General features: G+C 74.0%; 21 protein-coding genes. 7 read left to right on the plus strand and 14 right to left on the minus strand.

The window, feature by feature from the left end; all coding sequences use genetic code 11:
* The first annotated feature begins 183 nt into the window (after positions 1–183).
* A complete protein-coding gene (locus ACZ56U_RS07670; RefSeq protein ID WP_469083119.1) occupies positions 184–564 on the plus strand; it encodes a luciferase domain-containing protein in 381 nt (126 codons plus the stop codon).
* A 28-nt stretch (positions 565–592) separates the two neighbouring features.
* Here the strand turns inward: ACZ56U_RS07670 and ACZ56U_RS07675 are convergent, their stop codons facing one another.
* Entirely contained in the window at positions 593–1,645 is a 1,053-nt protein-coding gene (locus tag ACZ56U_RS07675; protein WP_469083120.1) for an NAD-dependent epimerase/dehydratase family protein, read from the minus strand.
* A 24-nt stretch (positions 1,646–1,669) separates the two neighbouring features.
* The gene (locus ACZ56U_RS07680) at positions 1,670–2,512 is read right to left on the minus strand and encodes a hypothetical protein (protein ID WP_469083121.1); all 843 of its coding nucleotides are present in this window, start codon (positions 2,510–2,512) and stop codon (positions 1,670–1,672) included.
* A 279-nt stretch (positions 2,513–2,791) separates the two neighbouring features.
* On the opposite strand from ACZ56U_RS07680, the gene ACZ56U_RS07685 reads away from it, so the two are divergent.
* Complete coding sequence (locus ACZ56U_RS07685; RefSeq protein ID WP_469083122.1) at positions 2,792–3,157, plus strand: DUF6479 family protein; 366 nt, start codon at positions 2,792–2,794, stop codon at positions 3,155–3,157.
* A gap of 91 nt (positions 3,158–3,248) precedes the next feature.
* Here ACZ56U_RS07685 and ACZ56U_RS07690 read toward each other — a convergent pair whose 3' ends face one another.
* On the minus strand, positions 3,249–3,731 hold the full coding sequence (locus ACZ56U_RS07690) for a DUF7144 family membrane protein (RefSeq protein ID WP_469083123.1): 483 nt from the start codon (positions 3,729–3,731) through the stop codon (positions 3,249–3,251).
* A gap of 152 nt (positions 3,732–3,883) precedes the next feature.
* On the opposite strand from ACZ56U_RS07690, the gene ACZ56U_RS07695 reads away from it, so the two are divergent.
* Positions 3,884–4,327 (plus strand): FxLYD domain-containing protein, encoded by a 444-nt coding sequence (locus ACZ56U_RS07695; protein ID WP_469083124.1) that lies wholly within the window; start codon positions 3,884–3,886, stop codon positions 4,325–4,327.
* 110 nt (positions 4,328–4,437) lie between these two features.
* On the opposite strand, the gene ACZ56U_RS07700 is transcribed toward ACZ56U_RS07695, so the two are convergent.
* Positions 4,438–5,112, minus strand: coding sequence for a DUF6445 family protein (locus tag ACZ56U_RS07700; protein WP_469083125.1), 675 nt, complete (start codon positions 5,110–5,112; stop codon positions 4,438–4,440).
* Between the two features lie 420 nt (positions 5,113–5,532).
* On the opposite strand from ACZ56U_RS07700, the gene ACZ56U_RS07705 reads away from it, so the two are divergent.
* On the plus strand, positions 5,533–8,943 hold the full coding sequence (locus tag ACZ56U_RS07705) for an AAA family ATPase (protein WP_469083126.1): 3,411 nt from the start codon (positions 5,533–5,535) through the stop codon (positions 8,941–8,943).
* Between the two features lie 4 nt (positions 8,944–8,947).
* Here ACZ56U_RS07705 and ACZ56U_RS07710 read toward each other — a convergent pair whose 3' ends face one another.
* Positions 8,948–9,718: a carboxypeptidase regulatory-like domain-containing protein gene (locus tag ACZ56U_RS07710; RefSeq protein ID WP_469083127.1), complete on the minus strand. Its 771-nt coding sequence runs from the start codon at positions 9,716–9,718 to the stop codon at positions 8,948–8,950.
* Between the two features lie 240 nt (positions 9,719–9,958).
* Here ACZ56U_RS07710 and ACZ56U_RS07715 point away from each other — a divergent pair, with 240 nt between their 5' ends.
* Positions 9,959–10,672: a DUF4142 domain-containing protein gene (locus tag ACZ56U_RS07715; RefSeq protein WP_469083405.1), complete on the plus strand. Its 714-nt coding sequence runs from the start codon at positions 9,959–9,961 to the stop codon at positions 10,670–10,672.
* Between the two features lie 14 nt (positions 10,673–10,686).
* Here ACZ56U_RS07715 and ACZ56U_RS07720 read toward each other — a convergent pair whose 3' ends face one another.
* Entirely contained in the window at positions 10,687–12,336 is a 1,650-nt protein-coding gene (locus ACZ56U_RS07720) for a glycoside hydrolase family 13 protein (RefSeq protein WP_469083128.1), read from the minus strand.
* Positions 12,337–12,600: 264 nt separating this feature from the next.
* Between ACZ56U_RS07720 and ACZ56U_RS07725 the strand changes: the two genes are divergently transcribed.
* Positions 12,601–13,530, plus strand: coding sequence for an LAETG motif-containing sortase-dependent surface protein (locus ACZ56U_RS07725; RefSeq protein WP_469083129.1), 930 nt, complete (start codon positions 12,601–12,603; stop codon positions 13,528–13,530).
* 80 nt (positions 13,531–13,610) lie between these two features.
* On the opposite strand, the gene ACZ56U_RS07730 is transcribed toward ACZ56U_RS07725, so the two are convergent.
* Both ACZ56U_RS07730 and thrS read right to left on the minus strand, forming a co-directional pair.
* Positions 13,611–14,573 (minus strand): nucleoside hydrolase, encoded by a 963-nt coding sequence (locus ACZ56U_RS07730; protein ID WP_469083130.1) that lies wholly within the window; start codon positions 14,571–14,573, stop codon positions 13,611–13,613.
* Positions 14,574–14,619: 46 nt separating this feature from the next.
* Positions 14,620–15,840, minus strand: coding sequence for a threonine--tRNA ligase (thrS, locus tag ACZ56U_RS07735; protein ID WP_469083131.1), 1,221 nt, complete (start codon positions 15,838–15,840; stop codon positions 14,620–14,622).
* Between the two features lie 301 nt (positions 15,841–16,141).
* Between thrS and ACZ56U_RS07740 the strand changes: the two genes are divergently transcribed.
* Positions 16,142–16,918 (plus strand): hypothetical protein, encoded by a 777-nt coding sequence (locus tag ACZ56U_RS07740; protein ID WP_469083132.1) that lies wholly within the window; start codon positions 16,142–16,144, stop codon positions 16,916–16,918.
* A gap of 29 nt (positions 16,919–16,947) precedes the next feature.
* On the opposite strand, the gene ACZ56U_RS07745 is transcribed toward ACZ56U_RS07740, so the two are convergent.
* The 6 genes from ACZ56U_RS07745 to ACZ56U_RS07770 form a co-directional block, all read right to left on the minus strand.
* On the minus strand, positions 16,948–17,760 hold the full coding sequence (locus ACZ56U_RS07745) for a GAF and ANTAR domain-containing protein (RefSeq protein WP_469083133.1): 813 nt from the start codon (positions 17,758–17,760) through the stop codon (positions 16,948–16,950).
* A gap of 146 nt (positions 17,761–17,906) precedes the next feature.
* Entirely contained in the window at positions 17,907–18,644 is a 738-nt protein-coding gene (locus ACZ56U_RS07750; RefSeq protein WP_469083134.1) for a TIGR03943 family putative permease subunit, read from the minus strand.
* Positions 18,641–19,645: a permease gene (locus ACZ56U_RS07755; RefSeq protein ID WP_469083135.1), complete on the minus strand. Its 1,005-nt coding sequence runs from the start codon at positions 19,643–19,645 to the stop codon at positions 18,641–18,643. Before ACZ56U_RS07755 ends, ACZ56U_RS07750 begins: the two co-directional genes overlap by 4 nt.
* Positions 19,646–19,757: 112 nt before the next feature.
* Positions 19,758–20,321 (minus strand): tellurite resistance TerB family protein, encoded by a 564-nt coding sequence (locus tag ACZ56U_RS07760; protein ID WP_469083136.1) that lies wholly within the window; start codon positions 20,319–20,321, stop codon positions 19,758–19,760.
* A 75-nt stretch (positions 20,322–20,396) separates the two neighbouring features.
* Positions 20,397–21,767: an extracellular solute-binding protein gene (locus ACZ56U_RS07765; protein ID WP_469083137.1), complete on the minus strand. Its 1,371-nt coding sequence runs from the start codon at positions 21,765–21,767 to the stop codon at positions 20,397–20,399.
* Positions 21,767–24,334 carry a vWA domain-containing protein gene (locus ACZ56U_RS07770; RefSeq protein ID WP_469083138.1) on the minus strand — a complete coding sequence of 856 codons (2,568 nt, stop codon included), beginning with the start codon at positions 24,332–24,334 and terminating at the stop codon, positions 21,767–21,769. The genes ACZ56U_RS07765 and ACZ56U_RS07770 overlap by 1 nt, the downstream gene beginning before the upstream one ends.
* Between the last annotated feature and the right edge of the window lie 3 nt (positions 24,335–24,337).

A 24,337-nucleotide genomic window follows, 5' to 3' on the forward strand; every position in this document is an offset into this window, starting at 1 on the left:
CGCGCCGCACGTGTCCTCTCGACCGGCCTGTGAGCACCCTGTGAGAGTGGTAAAGGCAGTGCCTGGGTTGCCTGTTGGGAAGGAAAACAACCGAACGGGCGACGCGCGCCCGCGCACCTCACGCCCCGGTTACGTTTCGCTCAACCTCTGGTTGCGGCGGGGTGAGCAGGCGACGATGGTCACATGACTCTCGCCGAGCGTGCCTTCGAGCGCCTCCACGTCTGGCCCGATCTCCGTACCGGACACCCCAGTTGCGGCACCGGGCGGGCGCTGCGCTCCGTCCACGGCGAGATCGCGCACTTCCACTCCGACCGGGACGTGGACCTCCACCTGACCGGCCGCGCCATCGAGCGGTTCGCGGGCGACCTGCGGGGGTCCACCGCGATACGTCTCGTCCCCGGCTCCCGCTGGGTCACCGTCCACCTGGACTGCGACACGGACGTCGATCTGCTGCTGAGCCTGATGAGCATGGCTCTCAAGGCCCATCAGGGGCAGCGCGGCGTGTCGGCGGCCGGGTGCAACTTCCGCCGGGTGACCGTCGTGCCCCGGGACGTCCCGGCGTAGCCGTCCCCCGTCGCCGGGCCGGACGAGGTCAGCGCGCCGCTGCCCGCCACGCCCGGTAGTGGTCCAGGAGGGTCTCCTCGACCGGGCGGTAGGTGAGGCCGAGCTCGCGGACGCCGCGGCTGTTGTCGACCTCGAAGCGGATGCCGAGGTGTTTGCGGATGTAGTCCTGGGTGAGCCCGAAGGCGGGGCCGAGGACCCGGACCGGCCAGTGCGGCAGCCGGGTGCGGGGCAGCCGCAGGTCGCGGGGGTGGTGGGCGCGCAGGATGCGGGACATGTCGTGGAAGGACGTCATGGTGGGCGCCGCGAGGATGTAACGGCCGTGCGCGTGCGGGTTCTCCGCCGCCGCGATGTGCGCCTCGGCGACGTCCCGGACGTCGACGGTGGTGAAGCTGAAGTCCGGGGCGCCGTAGAAGAAGTAGCCCTTGAACAGCTCCTCCAGCAGGAAGAGGCTGCCCGAGTCGGAGGCCGGGGTGAGGGACGGACCGAGGATCAGACCGGGGTTGAGCGCGACCATGCTCCAGCGGTCCTGCGCCCTCGCCGCCTCCCAGGCCGCCTGCTCCGCGACCGTCTTGGCGTAGTGGTACGGGTTGTTCTCCACCGTGCTGGTGGTGTTGACGTACTCCTCGGAGAGGATCCCGTCCTTCATCTCCCGTACGTCGGCGTAGTCGCCGAAGATCGCGCCGACGGTGGAGGTGAGGACGAGGCGGCGGACGGCCGGGGTGCGCTCGATGGCGCCGAGGACGTTGCGGGTGCCGTGCAGGGCGGGTTCGACGACGTCCCGCCGGCCGTCCTTGATCTTCTCCGGTACGAGGAACGGGGAGGCGACGTGGAAGACGGTGCCGCAGCCCCGCGCGGCCTCGTCGAAGGAGCCCTCGGCGAGCAGGTCCGCCTCGAACAGGTCGAGCCTGCCGGGGAATCGGTCCCGCATCGCCGTCAGGGGCCGGGTCTTCGCCGTGTTCGCCGTGGAGCGGACCGTGGTGCGGACCTGGTAGCCGCGTTCCAGCAGCCGCTTCACCAGGTGGCTGCCCACGAAGCCGCTGCCGCCGGTCACCAGGACCGGCGCCTTCTCCGCCTCGCCCACCCGCGCTCCTCTTTGCAGAACAGGTCAGAGTCCGTAGCGGCTCTTCAGATGGCGCCAGAAGTCACGCAGCATCCACCTGTCGAACTCCGTGATCTGGGCCGCCGATCCGGCCTTCATGAGGAAACAGCACTGGCCGGTCGGCGTCCAGTCGTAGAAGTCGTCCAGTCCGAAGGTGTGGCCGACTTCGTGGAGATAGATGTGGATGTTCTCCTGGTCGAGGGCGCCGGTGAAGTACTCCTGGCCGACCCGCTGGCCCCAGTCGCCGCCCGCGCCGCCCTGGAAGCCCTTGGTCAGCCAGAGGGACTGGTCGTAGTGGCGGGTTACGCCGCCGGGGCACCGGGAGTAGGTGCCGTCCTGGTGGAAGAAGCGGCCGCAGTCGGGCGCGCACTGCGGGGCGCCGCCGTCGTCCAGGTTGTTGACGTAGATGTCGACCGAGTTGTCGGTCCACTGGAGTGTGGAGCGGTTTTTCACCGCCCAGCCGACGATGTTGACGGGCACATCGCGGTACGGCCAGGCGTTGGTGCCGGTGCCGTTGTCGAGCATGGCCGACATCCACTTGCCGAACTGCTTCTTCAGCTGGGCGTGGATCCGGTCGCGCAGGGCGGCGCTGACGGGGGCGTCGGACTCCCAGCGGACGCAGTAGTTGACGCTCCCCTTGTTGGCCATGACCTGGTCCCAGCCGTAGTTGCGGAAGCCGTAGAGGTCGGGATACGTCGACTCGACGTGGTTCCAGACCTCGTTGAGCGGCTGGGCCAGGCCCGCGGGCGGGGTCCAGTTGTCCGCCGACCGGGCCGGGGCCGCCGTGGTGAAGGCGGTCGCCAGTACGGCGGTGAGGACGGCGACGAGGCGCGCGAGACGGGTGCGCATGGAGGTGAACTCCCTTCGTGGGGGTGGGACTTCACCTCTGTGTCGGCGCCGGCCGCGAGCGGGTTGCCGCAGGGTTGTTCACACCCTGTGGATGCTCCCCGTGGTGGATGCGGCCCGTTGTGCATACGACTCGTTGTCGATGCGGCCCGTGGTGGATGTGACCCGTCGCGGCCCCCTGGCTGTCACCCCCCGTGGCTGTCACCCCGTGCGACGGTCACCCCCGCGACGACCCTCCCGCCCGAGACTGACTTTTCCGGGCAATTCGGCGATAATCGCACTATGAATACGGCAGCGTTCGCAATGGCGGCCGCGGGGAGCGACGTGCTCAACGTGGTCGCCGCGTTCATCGGTGGCGCGGTCATCTCCGGTGCGCTGATCTGGGCCGTGCAGTTCGGCATGCGGGTGCGGGACCGGGAACTGCCCCGCCCCCGCCCGGACGAGCAGCCCAGCCTCCCCAGCACCGGCGCGATCCGCGAGATCAGGGAGATGCGGGAGCCGGACGAGATCCCGCTCGCGGGGCGGGAACGGCTCATGCCGTACCAGCTCCGTCACGCGGGCACCAGACGCGGCGAGGATCAGCGCCCCCGGCGCTGGCTGCCCGGGTCCAGCGGATCCTTCGGCAGCGGCGGCCTGGGACACACCTGACGGCGTGGGCCCGAGCCGCCCCACCGACCGGTGCGGGACGGGCACGCCGTGAGGTCGGCCGCGGTGCCGCGGCCGACCTCGGGTGCCCTGATCAGGCGGTGCCGCGCCGGGCGGGGCTGGGTGCGGTCGCCAGGGCCCAGATCACGAAGAAGTCGACGGCGACCATGATCATGGACCAGACCGGTGCGTAGGGCAGGAACAGGAAGTGCAGCACCATGCTCGCCGAGGCGAGGAAGACACCGGTCATCCGGGCCCACCAGGCGCCCTTGAGGACGCCGAAGCCGACGGCCAGGAGGACCACGCCGAGGACCAGCATGGTCCAGCCCCAGCCGGTCAGGTTCATCTCGTAGACGTAGTCGTTGACGCGCTCGTAGACGTCGTCCTTGGCGAGCGCGGAGATGCCCTGGAGGACCGCGAGGACTCCGTTGACCAGCATCAGGACACCGGCGAAGACGAGCCCGCCGGTCGCGAACCCGCTGCCGGCCGGCATGTCGGCCGGCGTGGGGGGCGTGGTCTGCCGGTGGTCCTTGTCCTTGTCCCACACAGGGGGTGTGGCGTGCGGCTGCTGCGTCATGGTCGTACCCCGTTTCTCGGGTCGGTGATGCTTCGACCATGGGCGGGGACGTCGACGGTCACCACGGGGGCTGAGCCGAACGGGTGACGGCCCGGGTGCGGTCACGGGCCCGGGGATCTTCACTGGGAGGACCCGCACCCCCTGGAGGCGATATGACGGGCTACCGCACGACCCTGGCGGCGGTGGTCACGGCCGCCGCCCTCACCGCGCTCACCGGCTGCTCCGGCGACGACACCCCCGGGTCGGTGGTGAGCAAGGCCGCCTCGGCGGCCCAGGAGGCGACCGCTGAGGTGGGCAAGAGGTTCGAGGACGTCAAGGGCGGCATCGACGCGAAGGGCGACGTGAGCGTGGGCACGCCCGCCGCCGGTGCCGGCGGGCGTGCCGAGGCGGAGGTGACCGTGCGCAACACCGACGACGCGCGCAAGTCCTTCCTCGTCCAGGTCGACTTCACCGACGAGGGCGGCAACCGGCGCGACACGGTCGCCGTGACGGTCTCCGACGTGGCCCCGGGCGGCACGAAGAAGGCGACCGCCCGCAGCAACCGGGACCTGTCGGGCACCCTCAAGGCGAAGGTGGCCCGCGCCGTGCGCTACTGAACCCGCACGGTCCCGCACCACCGGCGAGAACACCACTCGCGAGCACCCCGCTCACGAGAACCCGGCCCGCGAGCACACCGCTCACCAGGACCCGGCCCGCGCGACCCCCCTCACGCCATCCAGAAGAACACCGCCGTCATGCGCTTCTCCGCCAGCGTGCCGCCGCAGTAGCCGGTCGCGCTGTGGACGAGGTTGGCGTGGTAGAGCAGCAGCCGGTTGGCCCTGTGCGGCACCCGCACGTCCTCCTCGAAGGCGTCCGGGGCGACGAACCGGGTGCCGAGCGCGTCGACGAGGTTGTTGTGCGGGGCCTGGACGACGTTGCCGCCGAGCCGCCCGCCCGGCAGGGACTGGCGGTAGAAGCTGGTGCCGCAGTCCTTGGGGACACCGGGGTTGAGGTAGAGGACGGCCGCGTACCGGCACAGGGTGCGGGAGTCGGTGTGCGGGCGGGGCGTGGACTCGCCCTCGCCGACGACCTGCACGCAGTTGTGGTTGAGGGTGCCGCCCCCGGGCGTCTTCTGCACCCACAGTTCCCGGGCACCGGTGGCCTGCCGCACCAGCCGCTCGACCCGGGCCAGTTCGTCCGGCTCCAGTCCCGGCATGGCCCGCAGCCCCGGCCAGGCCTCCGGCTTGTGCGGGTACCCCTCGACCCAGTCGTCCTTGGCGAGGCAGCGCTGCCGTACGGCGTCCGGGTCGGGCAGGACATCGTCCAGGACCCAGTAGTCACGGCCCTGGGTGGGCTTGCGGTACGGCAGGACGGGGAGGGGCGCGGGGGGCTGTGGGGGCATGCGCAGAATCTAGGACCGTGCCGTCTCTCGACTCTCCCGCAAAGCGGTCAGGACTCTCCCGTGAAGTGGTCAACCTTCCCTCAAGCGCGCCCAGTTGGCAGCGCACGGGATGCGGGGGGCCACGGACGGGAATGTCCGCATTCCGAACTGGGAACCTCAGTAATTTGCCGGTAACGCCCGCTGCCTAAGGTCGGTCCATCGGCCCTGTTCCGACACATTGGCCACGAGCAGGGCCGTGTAAACCCCTCGGGACAGGAGCCGCCGTATCCCTCCTGTGGGGGGTAGGGATACACGCCGGGAGCCCCGTGAGGCTGATGAGGTCGATGAGGTCGATTCGACAGGGGAGCACCGCGGGGCCTCCGGTGATTTGTCCAGTCATATTCCGGTCGAAACGGTGGTCCGGGCTAGAGTGCGGCCCTGATGAGCAGCGGAAACGCAGGACCTGCCCACGGTGCCGCGCGCCTGCCGGCGCCGCCCGTCCTGCGGCTGTACCTGCTCGGCGGCTTCCGCGGGGAACGTGACGGGGGACCCCCCGTGGCCGACCGCTGGCCGCGCCCCAGCTCCCGCCGCCTCGTCGAACTGCTCGCCGTCTCCCCCGGCCGGGTCCGCCACCGCGAGGAGATCATCGAGATGTGCTGGCCGGACACGGCCGGCACCCCCGCCGCCCTCGGCAGCCTCCGGGTCGCCCTGCACGCCGCCCGCCGCGCCCTGGAACCGGAGCTGGCCCCCCGCACCCCGTCCTCCTACCTCGTCGGCGAGGGCGCGCTGCTCCGGCTGGCGCCCGACACGGTGTGGATCGACGCCGACGAGGCCGAGTCCCTCGCCGAACGGGCCCTGCGCACCCGGACCACCGGGGACCTGGCCGCCGCCCTGGAGACGTTCACCGGTGAACTGCTCCCCGAGCGCCGCTACACCCCCTGGGTGGAGGCCCGGCGCGAGCGCCTCGACGCGCTGCGCGACTCCGTACGGCTCACCCTCGCCGAGTCCTACCTGAGCGACGGCGAGCCGGAACGGGCCGCCGCCACCGCCCGCCGGATCCTCGCCGACAGCGCCGCCGAGGAACGCGCCCACCGGGTCCTCATCGACGCCTACCTCCGCCAGGGCATGCGGCGCCGCGCACTCGCCCAGTACCACCAGTGCCGACGCGCGCTGGACGCCGAGTGGGGCATACGGCCCGGCCCCGAGACGGAGGCGCTGCACCGCGCCGCCCTGGGCACGGCTCCGACGGTCCTCGAACGGCCCCCGCCCGCCGGGCCGACACCGCCGCCGGTCGTGGTCGACACCCTCGCGGCGGCGCCCTTCGTGGGCCGGCGGGCCGAACTGGAACGCCTCCTCGCCCCCGACCGCCCCGCGCTGTCCCTGATCGGCGGCGAGGCGGGTATCGGCAAGACCCGGCTGGCCGCCGAGGCGGCACGGCGAGCGGCGGCGGACGGGGCGGCCGTGCTGTGGGGCGCCGGGCACGACACGGCCGGGCAGGCACCGTACGCACTGTTCGTGGAGGCCCTGGAGGGCTGGCTGGCCGGACGCCCGGCGGCCGAGCGGGCCCGGGCGGGCACGGAGTACCCCGAGCTGGCGGCGCTGCTGCCGTCGCTGGGCCAGATCGGTCCGGTGCCGGGGCGCCACGGCGGTCCCGGCCACGAGCGCGAGCGGATCTTCGCGGCCGTCCGCGCACTGCTGGCCGCGGCGGCGGCGTCCGGCGGGGCGCTGGTCGTGCTGGACGACGTCCACGCCGCCGACACCGCCTCGCTGCACCTGCTGAGCCGGCTGGCCCGCCACGCCCCCGGAACGTCCCGGGTGCGCTTCCTGGCGACCTACCGCCCCGAGGACCTCCCCGAGCCCGACCCGCGACACGCCCTCCTCGACACCCTCGTCCGCCAGGGCGCGGCCCACCGTCTGCGCCTGTCCCGGCTGGAGCGCGCCGACTGCCTGACGCTGGCGGCGAACGCGGCGACCCCGGCGGCCGGTACCGACGGCCCTGCCGCCCCCGCCCTGGAACGCGTCTGGGAACTCTCCCTGGGCCACCCCCTGTTCGCCGTGGAACTGGCCAAGGCGAGCTCCGGGACGGCCGCCTACGAGGACCTCGCACCGCCCGAGGGCGTCCGCCTCCTGGTCGCCGACCGGCTCTCCCGGCTGGGCCCGGCCGCGCGCCGGGTCGTCGAGGTGGTGGCGGTGGCGTGCGGCGGGGTCGCGACACCGGACGAGGTGCGGGAGGTCGCGGGAGCCACCGCGGACCCGCGGGACCCCCTGTCCCCGCGGGCCGTCGTCGACGGCATCGACGCCGCGCTCGCCGCCGCCGTACTGGAGGAGCGGGCGGTGCCGGCGGACGGGCGGACCGTGACCGGGCTGGGCTTCCGGCATCCGCTGATCCGGCTGGCGTGCCGGGAGCGACTGTCGGCCGCCCGCCGCCGCCACCTGCACGCCGCGTACGCCGAGTTGCTGCTGCGCCGGCGGCCCGGCGCGGTGGACGCCGTGGCCGCGCACCTCACCGGCGCCGACGACCCGCGCGCCGCGGACCACCTGCACCGAGCGGCACGCCGGGCCGCGGCCGTGGGCGCCGACGACAGCGCCGACCACTACTACGGCGAACTCACCGCCCGCCTCGACGCGGTGGCCGTCCAGGCCGCCCGGGTCCGCCTCGACCATGCCGCCGTGCTGCGCCGCATGGCCCGCCACGAGGACGCGGTACGGGTCCTGCGCGATGCCCTCGCCGACCTGCGCCGCCACGGCGGCCGGAACGAACAGGTCGGGGCCGCGGCCCAGTTGGCGGAGGCGCTGGCGAGGACCGGCGCGGCACAGGAGGGCCTGGCGCTGCTGCGCGCCCACCGCCCCGACCCCGGCGCCCCCCGGCGGACGAGCGCCGCCCATCACCTGGCGCGGGGCGTCCTGTGCTTCGTGACGGGCGACTACGAGCGGTGCCTGACGGCGGCCCGGGAGGCGGAGCGCGCCCTGGGGGCCGCGCCGGTGGACCCGGCCGACGCCGGGCTGCTCGCCCGCGCCCTCGCCCAGCGGTCCACCGCCCTCGCGCTCACCGGCCGCCTCCCCGAGGCCCGGGCGGCGGCCGACGCCGCGCTCCCGCACGCCGAGACCCACGGCGACCCCCGCCTGCTGGCCGGGGTCCTGTCCATCCTGCGCGAGCACGCCCGCCGCTCCGGCCGCCTGCACGAGGCCGTGGCCACCGGCCGCCGCGCCCTGGACCTCGCCGACCGCGGCGGCGACCTGGAGGCGACGGCGTTCGAGAAGGCCAACCTCGCCGAGGTGCACCTGCTCCTCGGCGAGGTCGAGGAGGCCGCCGCCCTCGCCGCCGACGCCGTCACCGAGGCGGAGGCCCGCCCGGGGCCCACCCTGCCGTACGCCCTCGCCGCCCTCGCCCGCGTCCAGCTGCGCGGCGGACCCCGCTCCGTCCTGCCCGGCCCCCAGGAGCTGCTGTCCCGCGCGACCGACTGCCTGGCCCGCCGCCCCGACCACCAGGCCGAGTACGAAGTGCGCACCGCACAGGCCGAGTTGGCCCTGCGCGAGGTCCGGCCCGACCGGGCGCTCGCGCTGCTGACCGGCGTCTCCGGCACCGGTGTCCCCGTCATCGCCGCCTGGGCCCATCTGACGGCCGGTGACCCGGCCCGCGCCGCCGGTCTCGCCGCGCAGGAGGCCGTACGGGCCGCCGGCACCGGTGAGGCCGTGACCGAGTGCGAGGCCCGCACCGCGCAGGCGACGGCACTGGCGGTCCTCGGCCGCACCGAGGAGGCCGGCCGGTGCGCGGCCCGGGCCCGTGAACTCGCCACGACCCTGCCCTACCCGACGGTGCTGCGCCGGGTCGCCCACGCGCACCCGGCGTGACCGATCAGCGTCCGGCGGGCCCCACCTCGACGAACCTCTGCTCGCTCACCGCGCTGACCCCGTTCAGGGAGGCCGTCGCCTGGAGACGCCCCGGGCCGCCGGGCAGCGCGAGCGCGGGCAGACAGGACCACGTGCCGTCGGTGCGCGCGGTCGCGGTACACACCTCGGCACCCGGCTCCGGGCCCTGCCCGGTCACCCCGCCGTCCCTGGCGTGCTCGTGCCGCACGGTCACCTGCGCGCCCGGATAGGCAGTCCCGGCGATCTCCGGCCGCGCGACCAGCGGTACGCCCGACTCGGGGCGGGTCAGCGTCGGTCCGGGCAGGCCCACGGTCACCGTGCAGGTGCCGTGGGCCCCGCGGGTGCCGCGCGCGTCCGTGAGCCGTGCCGTGCAGCCGGTCAGCCGGGTGCCGGGCACCGCGTCGGGCGCGACGTCCAGGACGAACGGGAAGGTCCCCTCCCGCCAGGCCTCCCCGTCGGCGGGGCCCGTGTAGGTGTAGGTGGCGCTGTCGCCGTCGGCGTCGACCGTGCCGCGGTATCCGGGGGCGTCGAGGGGGGCCTCGGTGATCCTGGCGCCCCGGGGCGCGGTGAGGGTCAGCCGCGAGCCCTCGCCCAGGGCGGGGCCGGTGTATCCGCCGACCTCGACGAGACCCTGCCGGGCGGGGGCGATGGTCGCGGCGGCCCAGAGCTCGGTGGCGTCGGCCGCCGCGGCGGGCGTCCCGGCGGACGCCAGCAGGCCGAGTACGGCGACACCCAGGGCGACTGTCTTGCGGATCATCCCCCGATTCTGACGGGGCGTCGGGGCGGGGGCCTGCGCTGTGCCGCCGTACGGGTCGCGTGTCGCCCCGCGAGGCGACCTGGGGCCCGGTGACCTGGAAGTGACCCACGCATCATGAACAACCGTGGCTCGCCGTCCGTACTACAGGTCCGGAACGACCCCGATCGGACAGGAGCCACGGTGCGCTTTTCGCGGAACGCCACGGGAACGCTCTTCGTGGGCGGTGCGCTCAGCCTGACCATGGTCGCGCTCGCCTACCCAGCGATGCTCGGCCTCGACAAGGTGTCCAGCGCGCAGGACCGCGTGATCGCCCAGACCCAGTGGGGGCCGCTCACCGAGCAGGACCGGGACTTCGTGGTCAAGGTGAGAGCGGCCGGGCTGTGGGAGCACCCGCTGGGCAAGATCGCCTTGCAGAAGGGCACGACCCCGGAGGTCAAGGAGGCCGGCCGGCACCTCATCGACGGCCACGCGGCCCTCGACGCCGCCTGCCGCAAGGTCGCCCCGATGCTCAACATCACGCTGCCGAACGTGGCGAGCCCGCAGCAGGTCGCCTTCGTGAACCAGATCGACTCGAGCTCCGGCAGGCAGTTCGACGCGACCTTCGCCAACATCCTGCGCACGACCCACGGGTCGATCTTCAACACGATCGCCAAGATCCGCTCCACCACCAAGAACTCGCTGGTGCGCTCGCTGGCGGACATGGCCAACAACACGGTCCTGGACCACATCACGGTCATGGAGAAGACCGGTTACGTCAACTTTGACCAGGCCCTCTTCCAGCAGACCACCCCGCCGAAGCTGCCCAACTCCGACCTGACCCCGCCGGTCCCCCAGCCCGGCGAGCCCATGGTCGTCCTCTCCCCGCCGGCGAACCCGACGTCCACGCCGATCGCGATCCCCGGCGAGGCGCAGACCCCCGCGGCGGGCGCGAGCCCGAGCCCGGCGGTCGGCTAGTGCCGCGGCACTAGTCAGGCCAGCCAGACGGTCGTGTCCGCTCCCAGCAGCCCGCCCTCCAGCGGGCCGCTGGCGATCAGCACCTCGCCCTCGGGGAGCGGAACCGGTGTGTCCGTGAGGTTGGTGACGCACCGCCAGCCGTCGTGCCGGGTGAAGTCCAGCACTCCGGCCGGGCCGCCGTCCGCCCAGGTGAGCTCCTCGCCCGCGAGCAGCTTGCGGCGCAGCTTCAGGGCCGCGCGGTACAGCTCCAGGGTCGAGCCCTCCTGGCCGTCCTGCGCCTCGACGGCGTACCGCGCGAAGCTCTCCGGCTGCGGCAGCCAGGAACCGCCCGCGCCGAAGCCGTACGACGGTCCGGTGCGGGTCCACGGCAGCGGCACCCGGCAGCCGTCGCGGCCCTTGCGGACGCGTCCCGTCTGCTCCCAGATCGGGTCCTGGAGCACCTCGACGGGCAGGTCGGCGACCTCGGGCAGCCCGAGTTCCTCGCCCTGGTAGAGGTACGAGGACCCGGGCAGCGCCAGCATGAGCAGGGTCGCGGCCCGCGCGCGCCGCAGCCCCGCCGCGGTGTCGACGGCCGGTGCGTGGCCGCCGGACAGCAGCCAGGCGTTCTCGTCGGTGCCCGGCGGCAGCATCAGGCGGGAGGTGTGGCGTACGACGTCGTGGTTGGAGAGCACCCAGGTGGCGGAGGCGCCGGCCGCGCGGGCGCCGGCGAGGGAGTCGGTGATGACCTCGCGGAGTTCCTCGGCGTGCCAGCCGGCCAGCAGATAGGCGAAGTTGAAGGCCTGTCCGAGCTCCTCGGGGCGGGCGTAGCGGGCGCGCCGGTCGGCGCCGGGCACCCAGGCCTCGGCGACCGCCATGCGGGGCGGGCGGTAGGAGTCGAAGACCTTCCGCCAGTCGCGGTAGATCTCGTGGACCTCGTCGCGGTCGAAGAAGGGGTGGGTGCCGGGCGGGAGCCGGGTCAGGCCCTCCTCGCCGCTGAGCTCGGGGGCGCCGAGGTCGCGCAGCGGCTCGTCGAGGTCCTTGGCGAGCGCGTGGGCGACGTCGACGCGGAAGCCGTCGACGCCCCGGTCGGACCAGAAGCGCAGGGTGGTGCGGAAGTCGGCGCGGACCTCCTCGTGGCGCCAGTCGAAGTCGGGCTGCTCGGGGGTGAACAGGTGCAGGTACCACTGGCCGTCGGCCACCCGTGTCCAGGCGCTGCCGCCGAACACGGACTGCCAGTCGGTGGGCGGCAGTTCGCCGTGCGCGCCGCGTCCGTCGCGGAAGACGTACCGGGCGCGGGCGGCGGAGCCGGGGCCGGCGGCGAGTGCCTCCTGGAACCAGGCGTGCCGGTGCGAGCTGTGGTTGGGCACCAGGTCGACGATGACCTTCAGGCCCAGCCGGTGGGCCTCGGCGACCAGCGCGTCGAAGTCGTCGAGGGTGCCCAGGCGCGGGTCGACGTCGCGGTAGTCGGCGACGTCGTAGCCGCCGTCGGCCAGTTCGGAGGGGTAGAAGGGGCTCAGCCACAGGGCGTCGACGCCGAGGCCGGCGAGATGGGTGAGGCGTTCGGTGACGCCGCGCAGGTCCCCGAGTCCGTCACCGTCGGCGTCGGCGAAGCTGCGGGGATAGACCTGGTAGATGACGGCCTGTCGCCACCAGTTCGGGTCCTTGGACGAGAGGTCGGGGGTCACACGGTCTCCAGAGTGCTGTGTGCGTGCCGCAAAGACGAACAAAGAGGAATCTGTCCACACCTGCGGGCGGACGAACCCCCACACTTTGCGGAGCAGGCTGTTCCTCGTGTGGCGGAATTGTGATGGCGGAGGAACAGACCTTGCATTCCCGCAGGTTGACACTGTTCGGCAGCGAGATCCACGATGTCCGCACGCTGTGGCGCATATGACCAATGAGCCCAGTGTTCCGCGTGTTTTTCAGATCACCACCCTGATGGGATTCGCATGTCCATAGCGAGACGTGTCACTGTGCGCCGCCTGCTGGGGACGGGCGCCGCGACGCTCGCCCTCTGCGCCTCGGGCGCATCCGCCGCCTGGGCCACCGGGCCCGGCGGTGACGGCTGGAACCACGGCGGTACCTACAAGCCCGGTACGGGCGCGGGTACGGAGACCGGGACCGACCGCTGCCAGTTCTCCCTCGACGGGGCGAACTTCTTCGACTCCGTCAAGGTCGACGACCAGAACCTGAAGCCGACCGAGGACGGCAAGGTCCACATCAAGGTCCGCGCCGCCCAGGACGCCGCCACCTGCACGGCCTCGCTGGCGTCCTACATCGCCCACGGCCCGACCTTCGCGACCTCCGGCGAGCAGATCTTCGTCGACTTCGACACGGTGACCGTCAAGCCGGGGCAGACCGACTCCCTCGACATCGCGGTGCCGGACGCCGGCTGCTTCGCGCAGATCGACCTCTACCGCGGTGCCACGAAGTTCGACGGCGACCTCGACGCCAAGGACGGCTTCACCCACGGCGAGCTGCCCAAGGGGCCGGACCGTCCGGTCATCAAGGACAAGCTGATCGCGGCCTGGAACGGCGGCACGAAGGACTGCTCGACGACGCAGACCACGCCGCCGGCGACCCCGCCCGCCGAGACGACCCCGCCGGCGTCGGAGTCCACCCCGCCGGCCTCCGAGTCGACGCCCCCGGCCTCCGAGAGCACGCCTCCGGCGTCCGAGACCCCGTCGACGGACAGCCCGACCCCGTCCGCCTCGGAGTCCACCACCGCACCGGCCGCCACCCCGAACGGCGGCGGCGACCTCGCGGAGACCGGCGGCTCCAGCGCGACCGGCCCGATCGCCATCGGCGCGGCGGTCCTGCTGGCCGGCGGCGCGGGCATCGTCCTGGCGACCCGCCGCCGCAAGGCGACGCGCGCCTGACGCACACCGATACCGAAGGGGCCGCCCACCGTGCACGACGGGCGGCCCCTTCGCGTACCCCTCGGCGACGCCGGCCGGCCCTAGGGGCCCTCCACCGTCGACAGCCACAGCTTCACGTACCGCTCCACGTCCACGTCCAGTGCCACGTCCACCATCCGCAGGTCGCGCTCGCCCTCGTGGATCTCCGCCTCCCCGGGGCGGGGGCGCCGGTCGACGATCGTCTGCCCCCGCGTCGGCCCGGGGGCGAGGGAGACCTCGACGGGGAGGTGGCCGGTGGTGATGCCGCCGGGGTCCACCACCGCGCAGACCGCGCCCGCGTCACCGAGCCCGCCGGTGGGCGTCGGGTCACCGGAGGTCGCGGGGTCGCGGTGGGCCAAAAGCTCCCCGGCCAGCCGCAGTCGCGGCTCCGCGCTCCCCCGCAGGCGCTGGACGTCCGCCGCCGGGACCAGGACGCGGGTGAAGACGTCCAGGCCGTACATCGTGATCGGCACCCCGGCCGTCAGCAGGATCGCCGCCGCCTCGGGGTCGTGCCAGACGTTGAACTCCGCGACCGGCGTGGCGTTCCCGACCTCCACCGCGCCGCCCATGAAGACGATCCGCTCGATGTTGCGGGTCACCTCGGGGTGCGTCCGCAGCAGCAGCGCGATGTTGGTCAGCGGCGCGGTCGGGATCAGGGTCACCGGGCGCGGCGACGCCAGGATCTCGCGCCTGAGCAGCGTCACCGCGTCCACGTCCACCGCCCGCCGGGTCGGCGCGGGCAGGCCGAGGTCGCCCATGCCGTCCTGGCCGTGCACATGCCTCGCCGTGCGCACCGGTTCGATCAGCGGCCGCTCGGCGCCCCGCGCGACGGGGATGTCACCGGCCCCGGCCTGCTCCAGCACGGTCAGGGTGTTGCGTACGACGCCGTCGACGTCGGTGTTCCCGGCCACGCAGGTGATCGCCCGGACGTCGAGACCCGGGTGGCGTACGGCGAACAGCAGGGCCAGGGCGTCGTCGACACCGGTGTCACAGTCGATGATCACGGGGATGGGCTGGGCGGTCACGGTGGACTCCTTCCGTCGGGACCGACCTTAGAGGGGACCCCGGTGCTCAGGCAGCCGCCCACAGCTCGGCGCCACGACCTTCGACGACCGACCCGATCCGCTCCAGCAGCTCCGCCACCGGAACCGCCCCGGGCCTGCGGCCGTCCCGCAGTCGTACGGCGGCCAGGTCTGCCCCGGCCTCGCGCTCCCCGACCACGGCCACGTACGGCACGAGCCGGGCCTCCCGGACACGGGCCCCGAGGGTGCCGTGCTCGGGGCCGGCGAGTTCGGCGCGCAGTCCGAGACCGAGGGCGCGGCGGACGAGCTTCTCCGCCTGTGCGCACTGCTGCTCCGACACGGGGAGGACGACGAGCTGCACCGGCGCCAGCCACGGCGGGAACGCCCCGCCGTGCTCCTCGAGCAGATGCGCGACCGCCCGCTCGACGCTGCCGATGACGCTGCGGTGCACCATCACCGGCCGGTGTCTGGCCCCGTCGGCGCCGATGTAGTGCAGGTCGAAGCGTTCGGGCTGGTGGAAGTCGATCTGCACGGTGGACAGGGTGGACTCGCGGCCGGCGCGGTCGGCGATCTGCACGTCGATCTTCGGACCGTAGAACGCGGCCTCCCCCCGTGCCGCCTCGTAGTCGACCCCGGCCCCCGCCAGCACCTGCTCCAGCAGCGCGGTGGCCCGGCGCCACAGCTCCGGGTCGGCCACGTACTTGGTGCCCTCGCCGGGCAGCGACAGGCGGTACCGGGCGGCCCGGATGCCGAGGTCGGCGTAGGCGCGGCGGATCAGGTCCAGGGCGGCGCGGGCCTCGTCGACGGCCTGTTCCAGGGTGCAGAAGACGTGCGCGTCGTTGAGCTGGATGGCCCGTACGCGGGTGAGACCGCCGAGCACCCCGGACAGCTCCGAGCGGTACATGCCACCCAACTCCGCTATGTGGAGGGGGAGTTCGCGGTAGCTGTGGGAGCGGGAGCGGTAGATGAGGGCGTGGTGCGGGCACAGGCTCGGCCGCAGCACGACCTGCTCGCCGCCCAGTTCCATCGGCGGGAACATGTCCTCGCTGTAGTGGTCCCAGTGCCCGGAGATCTCGTACAGCTCCCGTTTGCCGAGCACCGGCGAGTACACGTGCCGGTACCCGGCGGCCCGCTCGATCTCGCGGACGTACTCCTCCAGGGTGTGCCGTACGACGGCCCCGTCCGGGAGCCAGTACGGCAGGCCCGCGCCCATCAGGGGGTCGGTGTCGAACAGGTCCAGCTCTCGGCCGAGTCTGCGGTGGTCGTGCATGGCGGGGTCCTCTCCACAGGGGTTCCACAGGGGTGGGGAGGGACGAGCGCCGCGCAGCGAGAAACCCCGGGGCACTCGCCCCGGGGCTTCGCGTCAGTTCATGGGTCAGCGCGCCGGGACGTGGTCCGGCGTCGTCGTGCGGGACAGGCGGGCGCGCTTCATGCGGCGACCGTAACGGCGCGTGCCGACCGGACGCGACCGGTTTTCCCAGCCCCCGCCCCGTCACCCTCGGCACCCGACCGCGTCCCCCATACGGCCCGCCGCGCTGGTGGCCCCCCACCCGCGATGCTCCCGTGGACCCATGAGCCGCCCTCTCCTCGCCCTCCCGCTGGCCGCCCTGCTGGCCACGACCGCCTGTTCCGCCATCGCCACGGACAAGCCGCTGCCGGCCAGGAAGCCCCCGGCGAGCCCTGCCGCGTCCTCCGCCGCCCCCCGCACCCCGCCGCCGTCCCCGACCGCGGTCCCCGCCCTCACCCCGGCCCAGGCCCAGGCGGCCCTGATCACCGACACCGACCTGGGGGAGCCCTGGGCGCCGACCGAGGGCGCCGCGACCTGGCGGGACGGGCTGCTGAAGGCGACCGCGAACGCGCCGGACTGCCAGCGGATGCTCGACAGCCTCTACTCCGAGGAAGTGTTCGGCTCGGACGCCCTCGTGCGGGCGCGGACCGGCCTGGACGACACCTGGAACGACAGCCAGCTGCACCACCAGATCGTCGCCGGCCGCCCGGCGGACGTGGACAAGACCCTGGCCTGGCTGCGGACGCTGCCGAAGAAGTGCGGGAAGTTCACGGCCGCCACCGCCACCGGAGCGGTGCAGAAGGCCGAGGTCGGCGAGGCGGAGCTGCCGAAGGTCGGGGACGCCCGCCAGGGGCTGCGGCTGACGCTGAGCGGCGAGAGCCCGGACGGCGAGGAGACCACGCTCACCCTGGACCTCGCCGTCGTACGGGTCGGCGGCGACGCGATCGTCCTCACCAACGGCGGCCTCGGCGACGTCTACGCCGAGATCACCCAGGCGGTGACGGAACTGGGCGCCCAGCGCCTGACGGACGTCCGCAGACAGGCCCGCGTCGAGGTCTGAGCGGACCCGGGACCGCGGCGAGGCCGGGCTCAGTCGCGGTCGAGCCTCGTCCGGTGCGCGAGCACCTCACGCGCCACCTCCACCGCGGTGCGGTCCCGGGCGAAGGCATGGCCGCGCAGCCGGGCCGCCGCCTCGTCGGCGTCCACCCCGAGCTGCGCCATGATCATGCCGATGGCCTGGTACACGTCGTCGTAGTCGGAGCCCAGACCGCTCAGCCAGGGGGCGTCCCCGCCGGGTCCGTCGTCCTCGCCGTGCGGCAGCGCCGTCAGAGCCACCGTCAGCACGTCGGCCACCATCCGCGCGGTGCGCAGGTCGTGGTCGGTGAGCTCGCCGGGGACGTCGCGGTAGAGGTCGAGGGTGCCCACGCACACGGCGTCCTCGCCCAACGGGATCGAGTACACCGCGCCCACCCCGGCGGCCGTGGCCTCCTGGGCGAACACCGGCCAGCGCACGGCGTCCCGGCCGGCCGTCAGGTCGGCGGCGAGCACGGGGGCACCGAGCCGGGCGGCGTGCAGACAGGGGCCGTCGCCCAAGGTGGCCTGGATCTCCGCGAGGCGGGCGGACGGGCCGTCGGTCGCACTCAGCCGGACGGGAATGCCGTTGCTGCGCAGCGTCACACTCGCGCCGGTCACCGGGAGCAGCCGGACGGCCACGCCGCACAGCCGGTGCGGCAGCTCCGCCGGGGCCGCGCCGCGCACCCCTTCCGCGATCGCCCTGGTCACGTCCGCGTGGTCCCGCGCCGGGTCCCGGCCGGGCCGTACGGGATCGTCCTGCGAGGGTTCCTGTCGGCCGGGCTCGTCGCCGGAGGTGCCGTGACGGTCGTCCTTGGGCCGCACGGCCACCGCCTCCTTCGCACAGCGCGGCCGGTTTTTGACCGGGGTCCCGGGGCGGACCCGCCCGGAGCCGAGGTCGGGGCGCGGGACGCGCCCGGGGGCGCACCCCCGACTACCCGTGGCCCACGGGGCGAAACGCCGCCGCCCGCCCCTCGTCAGCGCTTCTCGTACGGGTCCGAGGGCTGGGCCACCCGCTCGACCGACGCGGCGTCCAGCACCGGCGGCCACGCCGCGTCGGTGCCGAGCGTGCCCTTCGGGTGCCAGGTGCCGGTGACGGTGACCCAGGTGTCGGTGGGCGGCGCGTCGGACCCGCGGATCTCGACCTTGCTCGTGGTGGCATCCGCGGCGCAGCAGGAGACGAGGAGCCGGGTGACGTACCAGGTGCCGTCGTCGCCGTGGGTGACGAACCCGGTCATCCGCAGGGTCCGGCCCTTCAGTGACCGCCCGCTGTCGTAGATCGCCCGCGAGGCGAACTCGCCCACGGCGAGCTCCACCGGGTCCCCGGCGGGCAGCGCCGGGAAGGTCCCGGTGCCCTGCGCCGCCCGCTGGGCGGCTTCCCGGTCGGCGCTGTAGGAACCGAGGGCGGGCGGCGGGAAGAGCAGCAGGGCGAGGGCGGGGAGGGTGAGGAGCCAGGCGACGCGGGGGCCGTGGTGGCCGTGGCCCTCCCCGCGCTCCTCGTCACCCTCGTCATCCTCGTCACCTTCGTCCTCGGGTGCCGTGCGCCGGACGACGGCCATGGTGACGCCCAGCAGGACCAGCGCCGTGCCCGAGACGATCAGGTAGGGCCGCAGCCCCGACTGCACGTACCGCAGATACAGCTCGCTGAAGGCCGAGATGCGCAGGATCGCGGCCCCGACGAGGACCAGGAGCAGGGCGGGCCCGTAGCGCCTCACAGCAGCCACCACCCCACGAGCACGCTGCTCGCCACGGCGACCACCCAGGTCACGGCGGAGAACCGCACCGCGAAGGCCCGCCCGAAGGTGCCCGCCTGGAGGGCGATCAGCTTCAGGTCGACCATCGGGCCGACCACCATGAACGCCAGTCGGGCCGTCGGGGAGAAGCCGCTGAGCGAGGCGGCGACGAAGGCGTCGGCCTCGCTGCACACGCACAGCACGACGGCGAGGACGGCGAGCAGCAGCACCGACAGCCAGACCGAGCCGGTGAAGACGTCCAGCACGGACCGGGGCACGACGATGTTGAAGGTGGCCGCCGCGGCCGCGCCGAGCACGAGGAAGCCACCCGCGTGCAGGAAGTCGTGCTGGAGCCCGGCGCCGAAGGCCCGCAGCCCGGAGCCGTGCTGGTGGGCGGGCCGCTGGGGCAGCCGCAGCCACTCCTCCTTGCCGAACCGGGCCCACAGCCAGCCCATGACCACGGCCGTGGCGAGCGAGGCGACGAGCCGCCCGAGCACCATCTCCGGCTGGGCGGGGAAGGCGATGGAGGTCGCGACGAGGACGACCGGGTTGATCGCGGGCGCGGAGAGCAGGAAGGCGAGCGCGGCGGCCGGGGCCACCCCGCGCCGCATCAGGCTCCCGGCCACCGGCACGGAGGCGCACTCGCAGCCGGGCAGCACCACCCCGGCGGCCCCGGCGAGCGGCACGGCGAGTGCCTGGTTGCGGGGCAGCAGCCGGGTGAGGACCCGCTGCGGGACCAGCGCGCCGATGGCCGCCGAGACGACCGTCCCGAGCAGCAGGAAGGGCACCGCCTGGACGGTGATCGCCGTGAAGACGGTCCACCAGGCGGCGACGGGCGGGGTGTACAGGTCCAGGGCGAGGGTGGGCCCGAGTACGGAGGCGACGGTCGCGATGGCGAGCAGCGCGGCCCCGCCGACGACGGCGTACACGAGCGCGCGCACGACGAGCCGCACCCCGTCGACCACACTCCGCTGGTTCTCCACACCTGCCCTTTCCGTCCCCGCGCAGGCTAACCGGTGGGGCCTGTGCGCAGGCTCGGGACGGTCCTGGAGGAGGCTGTGCGGGTGCGGGCCCGAGGGGGGCGGTGCCGGGTCGTCAGAGCTGGAACTCGGCGGGTGAGACGCCCAGCGCCGCGCAGGCCTCCCTGAGGACGTCCGCCTCGGCCTGGGAGAAGTGGCCGTCGGCACCGGCGATGACGATGCCGGTCTGGATCACCGCGCGCGCCTCCGTCGGCTTCTTGGCGGCCTTGGCGATGTCCTGCATGGCCTCCGCCTTGCCCTGCGGGAAGTTCCGCGTGAGCTGGTCCACATGCTTGTGGAAGCGCGTGCGCAGCTGCTCCGGCGGGAAGTTCTGGAGCACCTCGTTGCCGAGGATCAGGGACTCCATCTGCTGCATCTCGGACTGGTCCACATGCCCGTCCGCCGCCGCGACGAGCGCGCACATCGCCATGCTCGCGTCCCGGTAGGCACCGCTCTTCAGCTCGGCCTTGAGCGAGCCCAGCTGTGACTTCACCAGGCCGACGAGCTGGGTACGCGAACCGCCGCCGCGCGCACCGCCGTGGGAGCCGGGCTGCGCGCCGCCGTGGGAGGCGCCGCGTGCGCCCTGTGCCTGCTGCTGGAGGCTCTTGGCCTGGTCCTTGAGCCGGTCGAACAGTGCCATTGCCGTCACCTCGGTGCTCGTCTGAGTGATCTCACCTGGGCAACGGCCCGCTTCCGGCAAAGGTTCCGGCAGGCCCTAGTCGGGCAGGGCGTCCCGCAGGGCGGTGTCCAGCGTGGTCGCCAGTTCCGCGTCCCCCGGCGGGTTGTCGCCCAGCAGCGGGCCCAGCTGTGCCGTGAAGGTCTGGGTGAAGGCCCCGTAGAGCGGGGTGCGCGGACGCTGGACCGCGTCCCGCAGGGCGGGGAGCAGGATGCCGCGTGCGTAGCGGGGCCGGCCGGCCCTGTCGCGGGGGATGCGGTCGGCGCGCTCGCCGGTGGGGGAGGCGGACGGCGCACCCGTGGGGGCGAGCCCGCACCGCACTCCGTCGTCGGTGTAGGCGGAGGTACGGGTCGCCGCGAACCCCGCGTCCAGCAGGCAGCGTTCGCTCTCCTTGCCGGTGAGGTACCGGATCAGCTCGATCGCCTTCACCGCCCGCTGCGAACCCTGGGCCACCGCGAGGTTCTGGCCGCCGAGCACCGCCTTGCCGGGGAGCGGGGCGACACCCAGCTGCTCCTCGGAGAAGGACTGGTGCAGGGTGCGGTAGGCGTAGGGCCAGTGCCGCAGGAACGCGGTGCGGCCGTCGGCGAAGGCGCTGAGCGTGGCCGCCTCGTCGGAGTGCACGGCGTCCTGGAGGGTGTACGGGGACTCGGTGCGGCGGCGCAGTTCGGCGACGCCCTCCGTCAACTGGCCGATGTCGGCGTCGTAGTGGCCGTCGGCGTCGGTGAAGTGGAAGTCCTCCGTCGCCGACGCGAACGCCTCGACCGCGTTGACCGTACGGCCCTCGTAGGGGGCGAGCTGGGTGGTCCAGCCCTTCTCGTAGGCGCCCTGGGCCGGGTGCTCGTCGATCTCCTCGATCAGGTCCTCCAGCTGCCCCCAGTCGAGCCCGGCGCTCAGGTCGGTCCGCTGGACGCCGGCCGCCTTCAGCAGGTCGCGCCGGTAGTAGAGGAGCCCCACGTCGCTGTTGAACGGCACCGAGTACACCTCGCCGTCCCAGCGGGCGGTGTCCGCCACGGAGTCGATGCGGTCCTTGGCGTCGAGCACGGTCCCGGGCAGCGGCCGGATCAGATCGGCGGCGGCGAACTCCGGCACCCAGGTCACGTCCAGGTTGACGACGTCGTAGACGGCGCTGCCGGACTGCAGGGCGCCGAGCAGCTGGCTGCGCTGTTCGTCGGCGCTGCCGGGGAGTTCGACGAGCCGGGCCCGGTAGCCGGAGTTCTTCTCCTCCTCCCGCTCGTTCCAGGCGTCGATGAGCTGCTGCCGTATCCCGTTCTGCCCGGTGACGTCCCGTCCCCCGGCGACCACGATGTCCCCGGCCACGTCGGGGGAGGGCGCGGCGGGTGTGCCGGAGCCGTCGGTGCAGGCGGCGGCCAGGAGGAGCAGGGCGGCCACGACCAGGGGCCGGTGTTTCATCAGTCCTCCCCCGTGCCGGTGCGCGCGACCTCGTCCGTGAGGCCCGTGCCGAGGTCGTCGTCGGCGTCCAGGCAGCGACCGCCGCTCGCGGCGGAGATCCGGGCGGCCGGTGCGTCGCGGTCACAGCCGCCCCCCTTGAGGGAGACGGTGGCGACCGGCACCTTCGCGGAGCGGGCCCGGGCGAGGACGTCGTCCAGGTCCTGGCCGGTCAGCCGGTCGTCGTCCTCGCCGTCGGTGAGGTGGACGATGAGCTGGGGGCGGTCGTCGCCGGCGCCCCGTTCGGTCATCTCGTCGAGCGCGGCGAGCAGCGCGGCATGCGGGTCGGCCTGGGCGTCGCGGACCCGGGCCCGGGCGTCCACGGCGCGTTCGGCCTCCTTGCGGGTGTGCGGGCCGAGCTGCAGGACACTCTCGTAGGCGCGGTCGCCGGAGCCGCCCGCCACCCCCCACACCCCGTACTCGTCCTGACCGCCGAGCCCGCCCAGCGACTGCTTCAGCAGGCCGGGGCCGCCGCTCGGGCCCTCCCACAGGCCGGCCATCGAGCCGGAGCTGTCCAGGAGGTACAGGACCCGGCCCGGGCCGTGCGCGGCACGGTAGCGGTCGAGGGCGTCCGTCATCTCGTCGCGGCCCGCCGACTCGTCGAGCGGCTCGGGGTCGGGCAGCACCCCCGGCGCGAGCGGGGAACCCAGTTCCCCGCTCGGGGAGCGGAAGCCGTCCCCGGCGAACACCGCCCGCCCCTGGTCCCCGGTCAGCCATGCCCGGAAGTCCTCGGCGGCCCGGTCCCGCGCGGACTCGTCCCGGTCGGCGCCCCGCCAGCGGACCCGGACGAAGGTGGGCTGCACGCCGGGCACGTCGTTCGGGTACTGGGCGGTGCGCGGGATGCGGGTCGTGCGGTCGCAGCCGACGCCGCTGCGCAGGAGGAACTCCGGTACGAGCGCGGCCGTGCGGTTGTCCACGCTCTCGTCGTCGGGCAGCGTGCACAGCAGGTCGGCGGCGGTCGGGGCGGGCGGTCCCGGCTGGGCGAGCTCCAGTTCGGCGCGGGCCGGGTCGGTGCTCTCGGTGCCGTACAGGCCGATCGTGGCGAGCAGCGCCGCGTCGGCGAACTCCGGGTCCGGGCGGCGCACCCGCGCCGTCTCGTCGCGCACCCGCAGATGGGTGATCATCCTCGACAGGGGCAGCCCGACCCGGTCGCCAAGGGACTTCGCGGCGATCCGCCTCGGCACCGCGAGCACCACCGGCGAGTACGCGAAGGGCTCCTCGTCCGGCTCCAGCGCGGCCACCGCGTCCGTGTCCTGCGCGTCGGCCACCCGGGCGGCGTCGGCGGGGGAGGCCGGGATCCACACGTCCGGTTGCGGGCCGACGTCCCGCTGCGGGTTGGTGTCCTCCACCCGTGGCTCCTGCCAGGCCACCGAGTCCTCGCCGAGCGCCGCGACCGTGTCGGCGGAGCCCGCGCTGTAGACGGTGATCCCGCTGCGCCGGCAGCCGTCGGCGGTGGTGTTGGCCGCCGAGGTCAGATAGGCGTCGGCCGCCGCGGTGACCGTCGGGTCGAGGTCGGGGTCGGCCAGGACCCGCAGTTCCAGCGGTGGCGCGCCGCAGGACTCGCGCTCGGAGGTGAGGACGACGATGCCGTAGGTGCCGAGGCCGACGGCGGCGACGGCGAGCAGCGCGGTGAGCCGGGTGGGGCCGACCGCGCGCAGCAGCCCCGGCATGCGGGAGCGGCGCAGCCGGGCGGTGAGGGCGTCGGTCCAGGCGCCCAGGAGCGCGAGGAGCGCCGCCAGGGGGTGCGGGCGCGGCGGGGGCGGGGGCGGTGGGGGCGGTTGCGGAGGTTTCGCCCCGGGCGCCGACAGCAGGACGTCCTCGTCCGGCTCAGCTCGGCTCTGCGGCTCCCACGGGTCGCCGCGGACCGTCTGGTGGCCGCCCGCGGCCATCCTCGCCCGCAGTGCGTCCGACAGCTCCCGGAAGCTCAGTTCACCGCCCTCGTCCAGCAGTTGCACCAGCTCACCGGTGAACGGGGTCGGGGTGCCCGGGTCGCCCGCGTCGACGCGGTGGTTGGCCTGCACGCTCATCAGCAGCAGCACCCGGCGCTTGGCCTCGAACCGCTCCCACAGCCAGGCCGCGTTGCCCGCGAAGCAGCAGTCCAGGATCACCACGACCCGCTCAGCCGGACTGCCCGCGAGCACCGTCAGCACGGTGGTGAACATCTCCGCGCCCGGGAACACCGCGTGCCGTCCCGGCACCACGCGCGCGTTGTGCATCTGGAGGAACAGTTCGTCGCCCGCGCTCGGGATGGCGCCGTGCCCGGCGAAGTACAGCAGGAGCAGGCCCTCGGCCTCACCGGCGGCGGTGTGCAGGGCCCGGTTGAACTCGTCCTGGGAGGGCGAGCGGGAGACGGTGATGTCGTGCTCGCCGAACACCCGGCCGCGCAGGAGGGCGTCCCGCATCCGGTTGACGTCGTGCTTGACGGCCGGCAGATCGCCGGGCACCCCGTGCGGCGGGTCGGTGAACTCGTACTCCGACACCCCCACCAGCAGCGCCCGGTTCACCCGGCGGCGCGCGTCGAAACGGGTCACGGG

This window comes from Streptomyces sp. NPDC034103 (assembly GCF_055575395.1).

Coding starts and splice junctions, on each gene's coding strand:
- ACZ56U_RS07670 (WP_469083119.1), top strand. CDS start 184: ATGACTCTCGCCGAGCGTGCCTTCGAGCGCCTCCACGTCTGGCCCGAT.
- ACZ56U_RS07680 (WP_469083121.1), bottom strand. CDS start 2,512: ATGCGCACCCGTCTCGCGCGCCTCGTCGCCGTCCTCACCGCCGTACTG.
- ACZ56U_RS07685 (WP_469083122.1), top strand. CDS start 2,792: ATGAATACGGCAGCGTTCGCAATGGCGGCCGCGGGGAGCGACGTGCTC.
- ACZ56U_RS07690 (WP_469083123.1), bottom strand. CDS start 3,731: ATGACGCAGCAGCCGCACGCCACACCCCCTGTGTGGGACAAGGACAAG.
- ACZ56U_RS07695 (WP_469083124.1), top strand. CDS start 3,884: ATGACGGGCTACCGCACGACCCTGGCGGCGGTGGTCACGGCCGCCGCC.
- ACZ56U_RS07700 (WP_469083125.1), bottom strand. CDS start 5,112: ATGCCCCCACAGCCCCCCGCGCCCCTCCCCGTCCTGCCGTACCGCAAG.
- ACZ56U_RS07705 (WP_469083126.1), top strand. CDS start 5,533: ATGAGCAGCGGAAACGCAGGACCTGCCCACGGTGCCGCGCGCCTGCCG.
- ACZ56U_RS07710 (WP_469083127.1), bottom strand. CDS start 9,718: ATGATCCGCAAGACAGTCGCCCTGGGTGTCGCCGTACTCGGCCTGCTG.
- ACZ56U_RS07715 (WP_469083405.1), top strand. CDS start 9,959: ATGGTCGCGCTCGCCTACCCAGCGATGCTCGGCCTCGACAAGGTGTCC.
- ACZ56U_RS07725 (WP_469083129.1), top strand. CDS start 12,601: ATGTCCATAGCGAGACGTGTCACTGTGCGCCGCCTGCTGGGGACGGGC.
- thrS (WP_469083131.1), bottom strand. CDS start 15,840: ATGCACGACCACCGCAGACTCGGCCGAGAGCTGGACCTGTTCGACACC.
- ACZ56U_RS07740 (WP_469083132.1), top strand. CDS start 16,142: ATGAGCCGCCCTCTCCTCGCCCTCCCGCTGGCCGCCCTGCTGGCCACG.
- ACZ56U_RS07760 (WP_469083136.1), bottom strand. CDS start 20,321: ATGGCACTGTTCGACCGGCTCAAGGACCAGGCCAAGAGCCTCCAGCAG.
- ACZ56U_RS07765 (WP_469083137.1), bottom strand. CDS start 21,767: ATGAAACACCGGCCCCTGGTCGTGGCCGCCCTGCTCCTCCTGGCCGCC.